The organism is Allobosea sp. P1_A7, from assembly GCF_056406775.1.
Genome location: NZ_JBFTZN010000450.1, coordinates 1 through 5,367, shown reverse-complemented (window position 1 = coordinate 5,367; position 5,367 = coordinate 1). Strand labels below are relative to the sequence as shown.

9 protein-coding genes and 2 pseudogenes are annotated in these 5,367 nt (G+C 60.6%); 5 read left to right on the top strand and 6 right to left on the bottom strand.

Annotated elements, in window-relative coordinates; genetic code table 11:
* From AC1D34_RS36080 to AC1D34_RS36070, 3 genes are all read left to right on the top strand, one after another.
* On the top strand, nucleotides 1–196 hold a 196-nt coding region (locus AC1D34_RS36080; protein ID WP_476826850.1), incomplete at its 5' end, for a hypothetical protein.
* The gene (locus tag AC1D34_RS36075) at nucleotides 193–477 is read left to right on the top strand and encodes a hypothetical protein (RefSeq protein WP_441507958.1); all 285 of its coding nucleotides are present in this window, start codon (nucleotides 193–195) and stop codon (nucleotides 475–477) included. The genes AC1D34_RS36080 and AC1D34_RS36075, both read left to right, overlap by 4 nt.
* Complete coding sequence (locus tag AC1D34_RS36070) at nucleotides 477–653, top strand: helix-turn-helix domain-containing protein (protein ID WP_476826849.1); 177 nt, start codon at nucleotides 477–479, stop codon at nucleotides 651–653. The genes AC1D34_RS36075 and AC1D34_RS36070 overlap by 1 nt, the downstream gene beginning before the upstream one ends.
* A gap of 422 nt (nucleotides 654–1,075) precedes the next feature.
* Here AC1D34_RS36070 and AC1D34_RS36065 read toward each other — a convergent pair.
* Nucleotides 1,076–1,225, bottom strand: a pseudogene (locus tag AC1D34_RS36065) (IS6 family transposase); the annotation flags it as partial.
* Nucleotides 1,226–1,249: 24 nt separating this feature from the next.
* Nucleotides 1,250–1,669 carry a MarR family winged helix-turn-helix transcriptional regulator gene (locus tag AC1D34_RS36060; protein ID WP_476826848.1) on the bottom strand — a complete coding sequence of 140 codons (420 nt, stop codon included), beginning with the start codon at nucleotides 1,667–1,669 and terminating at the stop codon, nucleotides 1,250–1,252.
* A gap of 104 nt (nucleotides 1,670–1,773) precedes the next feature.
* On the opposite strand from AC1D34_RS36060, the gene AC1D34_RS36055 reads away from it, so the two are divergent.
* Nucleotides 1,774–2,244 (top strand): cupin domain-containing protein, encoded by a 471-nt coding sequence (locus AC1D34_RS36055; protein ID WP_476826847.1) that lies wholly within the window; start codon nucleotides 1,774–1,776, stop codon nucleotides 2,242–2,244.
* A gap of 145 nt (nucleotides 2,245–2,389) precedes the next feature.
* Here AC1D34_RS36055 and AC1D34_RS36050 read toward each other — a convergent pair whose 3' ends face one another.
* Both AC1D34_RS36050 and AC1D34_RS36045 read right to left on the bottom strand, forming a co-directional pair.
* The gene (locus AC1D34_RS36050) at nucleotides 2,390–2,668 is read right to left on the bottom strand and encodes a hypothetical protein (RefSeq protein WP_441509022.1); all 279 of its coding nucleotides are present in this window, start codon (nucleotides 2,666–2,668) and stop codon (nucleotides 2,390–2,392) included.
* A 53-nt stretch (nucleotides 2,669–2,721) separates the two neighbouring features.
* Nucleotides 2,722–3,024, bottom strand: a complete 303-nt coding sequence (locus AC1D34_RS36045) for a CHRD domain-containing protein (protein WP_441509025.1) — start codon at nucleotides 3,022–3,024, stop codon at nucleotides 2,722–2,724.
* 971 nt (nucleotides 3,025–3,995) lie between these two features.
* Here AC1D34_RS36045 and AC1D34_RS36040 point away from each other — a divergent pair.
* Complete coding sequence (locus tag AC1D34_RS36040) at nucleotides 3,996–4,709, top strand: SDR family NAD(P)-dependent oxidoreductase (protein WP_476826846.1); 714 nt, start codon at nucleotides 3,996–3,998, stop codon at nucleotides 4,707–4,709.
* Between the two features lie 14 nt (nucleotides 4,710–4,723).
* Here AC1D34_RS36040 and AC1D34_RS36035 read toward each other — a convergent pair.
* Nucleotides 4,724–4,997: pseudogene (locus AC1D34_RS36035) on the bottom strand (DDE-type integrase/transposase/recombinase); the annotation flags it as partial.
* A 70-nt stretch (nucleotides 4,998–5,067) separates the two neighbouring features.
* On the bottom strand, nucleotides 5,068–5,367 hold a 300-nt coding region (locus tag AC1D34_RS36030; RefSeq protein WP_476826845.1), incomplete at its 5' end, for a potassium channel family protein.

Here is a 5,367-nt window from a genome sequence, read left to right as displayed (position 1 = left end):
GGGCAGGACCGAGACCTACGAGACAGACGCCAAACGTCGGAGCCGTCTCGCCGCCGCCTATATCGAGCAGATCGGATACGACCCGTTCGAGGGCGACCCGACCATCTCGCCCGACGAGGTCGAGCAGGCGCTCAGGGACCATGCGCTTGAAATCGCCAAGGCTGATGCCATTGCGGCGAGGCACAACCAGCCATGAACATCGACGTCATCACTACGCGCGCCAACAATGCGCTGCGCAAACTCGACGTGGCGCTCTGGGTCAAGTTCGTGCGCGGAGAGGATCAGACCGTCGATGACGAGTTCCTAATCCTTTGCGGCGTCCGCGACACGGGCTGGTCGGTGCAGTGCGGCCACCGCTATGGCGTAATTAACCGCTGGATCGAGAAGGAAGGGACGCACCAGTCATGGGACTACCCGTCGCACGACGTGGCGTTCGCGCAGCTGTCGGAACTGCTGGGGCAGGAAGGCTGGACGTGATGACCGCAGACGAATACCGGCACGCGATCAAGCGTCTTGGCCTTAACCAGACCACGATCGCGCCCTTGCTCGGTATCACGGCGAGGACCAGCCAGCGGTACGCCGCCAATGGCGCTCCCGCCACGGTCCGGCGACTACTGGCCTACATCGAACACTACGGAGACACGCTGGATTAGTTGGCCTGGACGCAGGCGGAAACTCCGCCATCAGTTTTCGGGCTCTTCTTAAATGACGGCTTCCCGCCAGCAAAGGCGGTGTTTCGATATCGATCATCGTTGGTGACTTTGATGCCGCTCCATGAAGGAAGGTCGATTGGGCCGGTCCAGCAGCGACGAGGTGGATAGGGAAAATGACGGCGTCGATCTGTGCAGCGAGAAGTCTATCCGACTGACGGATTGAACCCGCAACCATAACGGATTGGGCAAGTGTCACACCGACGCAAGTTGATGGGACAGTTTGTTCCTCAGCCGCGAGCTTGGCCAACCGTCGCATCATTAAAGCGTCGCCGTCCCCTCGTCGGCGTCGCCCACCCTCCGCAGCAATTGTTGGCTCCTCGGCCTCCGATGGCTGCCCTCGATCTAGTCAGAGTGTTTACGGTGCGAGGCGAAACGTAGGACACGGCAATTCCGCGCTCGGCCAGCAGATCCTCGACGTCGCGGAAGCTGAGGGTGAACCGGAGACACAGCCAGATTGCCTGCTGGATGATCGCGGGTGGAAAGCGATAACCGCTGTAACTGATCTTTGCCATGCTCAATGGCTACCAACCCCCGAGCTAGCGAGCCAATGGACTATCCCAGACGAGAAGCAGCAGCGCCTTGAGCTCGGTGAAACGCTCTGGCCCAAGTTCGATGCTCCACTCGCGCTCGATGTCGCGCAATATGTCGACCATCTTCCAGAATGCGGCGTGTCCACGTTCGGTAAAGCGGATCTCCCGGGCGTTGCCGGCGCCCGGAACATCCGACCGGACGATATAGCCGAAGCCCTCCAGACTCCGGAGCAGTTGGTTGATGGCTTGCTTGCTCATGCCGGCTCGATCGGCGAGCGTGGCCGGGCGAACGTGATGAGGACCGGGAAACTGCAACACCGCCATATGCGGCAGGCGCAACTCGTCAAAGCCAGCGGCGTTGAGCTCCTTGATGAGCCGCCGCTGGATTGCCTGGGCTGGAACGCGCAGCAAGGCGCCGATCAGCATGTCCTCGGTTCGCATCGGCAGGCCTTCTGAGATAGATCGTTGACTTTCGGTAAATGGCGTTTACCATCAAATGGTAAATGTAGTTTACCAAATGAGGTTTCGCAATGCCGCAGCCAGCCATAGGTCCCTGCATCAACCCTTCAGACGAAGCCATTGTGACCAGTGGGCTCGCGGTCCATTTCCTGCTGACCGGAGACAATTCGAACGGCAGCATTGCGGCCTTTGAACTACTGGTCCCAGCGTCTCAGCGATTACCAGCTCCCGCGCACAGCCACGACCACTATGAAGAGACGATCTATGGCATCGACGGTGTCCTGACCTGGACGGTCGACGGGAAGCAGATCGATGTTGGGCCAGGACAGGCACTATGCATTCCGCGAGGCGCCGTTCATCGGTTTGATAACAATGGAAGTCAGGACGCGAAGACACTTTGCGTGATTACGCCGGCCGCGATTGGACCGGAGTATTTCCGCGAGGTCTTCGCCGTGGCCAATGCGGCACCCGGTGGTCCACCGGACCGGGCCAAGATGGTCGAGATCATGCGCCGTCACGGCCTTACGCCAGCAGTGCCCTAGATATAGAGGCCAGGAGAGTCAGCAGGCGCTGATTTTTTCCGTTGCGGCCTCGGCCAGGGCATCCGCACCAAACCCTGCTCAGTCGTCCCGAGACACGCAAAAGCCTCTGGCAGGGTCGCCGCGGTGTGGCCGCGAGGGACGGGGCTCAAGCTTCGCTGGCCCGGACCTGGGCGATGTAGTCGGCGATCCGTTGCTTCGCCTGCTCGACGCTCTTTGCGTCCTCGAACAGTATGCGCTTATTGATGTTGTCCCGACCGGCGAGGCGCCGCCCGTTGACGGGTACGATCACGAACGGTGCCGCTAGCCAGTTTTCGCGCGTGCTGGTCCAGATCGTAATCTCGCCTCTGCGGGTGGTGTGTTGCTGCCTATGCCAGCCCAGTTGGGAGGCATCGGGAAAACCGCGCCGGTCGGTATATTCCCACATCGCTGTAATCCTTGATACGCAACGCCCCCAGACACAAAACAAGGCTGCGCGCATCACATGCGCATCGCAAGTCCCATCTTGCGAGGGCTGCGCCACCGCTGCAGCATCGCTACGATTAGCGCCCAACATTGCCCAGACATGGCCAAGGGCAGGCGATTCGCAGCGGCGCTCTCCGTGGTTGACTTTAACTCGGGGGGCCTATGCCCCCTCGTCACCTGACCGCGCATTTCGCCGTTCGGGTTCGCGGCGGTGTGAACGTTAAAGTAGGTCTGTCCCGCGATCAGCGCCTGCGCTTGATCGTCGGTCAATGTGGCCGATCCTTCGAATGGCCCCGACGTGACACCAAGCGCGAGCATCGGCAGCATTGCACCCCGCTATCACCTCGACCGGGTGGCGACCGGAACTCGGCCAGAGCAAGAAGGCCGCGCGCCAGCCCGTTGCGATGGCCGGATCGTCGGACCAGGCTCCAGCCTCCGCGATCCGGCCCGTTTACTCACACTTCGCGTAGTGTCCAGAATAGAGCGCCCGTTCGCGTTGATATGGATCAATTATGGGCATCGAGACCCGCGCCGCCAAGCTGGAGCAGGCCCTCGATGAGGCGCCGGCAGCGACCGTCGTTGCATAGTATGACCGACGCTATTTCCGCGACGGAAGCCTTAGCCTCGTCATCGCCGCCACGCGTGGCCCGGAGATCAACGCAGCCAAACGCTTCTTTCCGACGGTTCGAGGCTGAAATAGCATTGGCTAATCTTGTCCTTACTTGACCAAGCTGCCTTTCGTCAGCACCATGGGGCATTGCACGACCTTGCTCTGCATCGCTTCGGCGGCAGGAGCCGGGGGTAGCGGATAAGCAGACACCGATCCAAGGCTCCCCGGCGCGCTCCCCAGAGGGGCCGGGTTACTGAGACCCCGTAGCACCAGCTCTCCGGACTGGTCGCTACGGGGCTTTTTCCCCACGCTGATGTGCAATGAATTTCACTCGAACCGGATGAATGGCTACTAAATCCAAACTCGGCTGCTGCAACGGGGCGACCGGGACGCAACAGGCTTACGATTGAGCGCCTGAGGTCGGTTCAATGCAGTCGCGTACATTGCAGTAAACGCAGCACTCGATCCCTTGTTACCGCCCAGCTCTTAGCTCGAGCATCTTCTGGCCGGGCGCGATATGAAACACTGCCTTTGACACACGACGTTTCCAGATGAGGGGAGCGCCCATCGCTGATTTCCAGCTTCATCGGCTTGCCCTCGTTGCCGACGGGCGCGCCGAACAGGCAGCCTGAATTTGCGCTTCGGATGAAATTTCCGCCTCAAACCCCGAGGTTAAACTGTGGACCTAAAACTGAACGGCCAAGCAGCCCTTGTTACCGGTTCCACCGGCGGAATCGGCCTTGAGATTGCGCGGTGCCTTGCCGCCGAGGGCGCCGATGTGATTGTCTGCGGGCGCGGAAAGAATAAAGTCGATGCCGCAGTCTCCAGCATTGCGGCCGGGCGGGTCGATATCCTCGTCAACAACCTCGGCATTTATGAAAGCAAGCCGTTCGGCGACATCACCGACGACGATTGGATGCGTTTCTTCGAAGTCAATCTGGTAAGCGGAGCGCGGCTTGCGCGGGCGGTATTCCCCGGCATGCTTGAGCGCAATCAGGGGCGCATCATCTTCGTATCGAGCGAATCGGCGCTGTCGGTGCCAGCGGAGATGATCCACTACGCCGTAACCAAGACCGCACAATTGACGATCGCGCGCGGCCTTGCGGAACTGACCAAAGGAACCAAGGTCACTGTCAATTCAGTCATGCCGGGCCCGACGCGCGCAGACGGGATCGAGGCATTCCTGCGCAGTCAGGCGAGCGATCCGTCGGCTTCGATCGAGACGATTGAAGCGGAGTTCTTCGCAAAGGCACGGGCATCTTCGCTTCTGCAACGCATGATCGAACCCGGTGAAATAGCGAGCCTCGTCGCCTATCTCGCTAGCCCCCTTGCTTCCGCAACCAACGGTGCGGCCTTGCGCGTGGAAGGCGGACTTATCACGACCATCGCCTAGCTAACCGCCGCGGTGGCCTTGGTCGCGCGTCGCGCCTGCACGATCTCATCGAGGATATCGCCGTCCTGATCGACCGCGCGCAACAGCCAGTCCTTCTGACCGCCGATGCTGACGACGACCTCGTCGAGGTGCCAGACGTTGCGTGGACCCGGTTTCTTCCGCCGGAGCCGGCGGGCATAATCCCGCCCCAACTTGGTTGCCCAGCGCGCTCCGTCTCGTAGGTGACGGCAATGCCGCGCTCCAGCGGCATCTCCACCACCAGACAAAGGGTCTTGGGAAGCGAAAGTACGCGGGAGTTCATGTGACAACGCCTCCGCACCGCCTCGAATGACTGAGCATTTAGTCGCGGTTGCGGCCGCTAGTCCGCGAGTTTGTCGATCCGCCTAAGGGTCTGGACGAGGACCTCGAAGATAACCGCCGTGGACCAACCAAATAGCAGGATGCCATTCATAGACGTGATGGGGCCAAGGAGACGCCAGCCAACAACTGGCGTGATGTCGCCATAGCCAAGGGTCGCGAAATTCACGAACGCGAAGTAAAGGAACTCCGAATCTTCCGGAACTGCGCCTACAATGCGGTAGGTAATCGCCCAAATCACCGCTTCAACGGTGTGTGCCGCCATTAGCACACACACTACAGCGGACATGACCATGGAAAG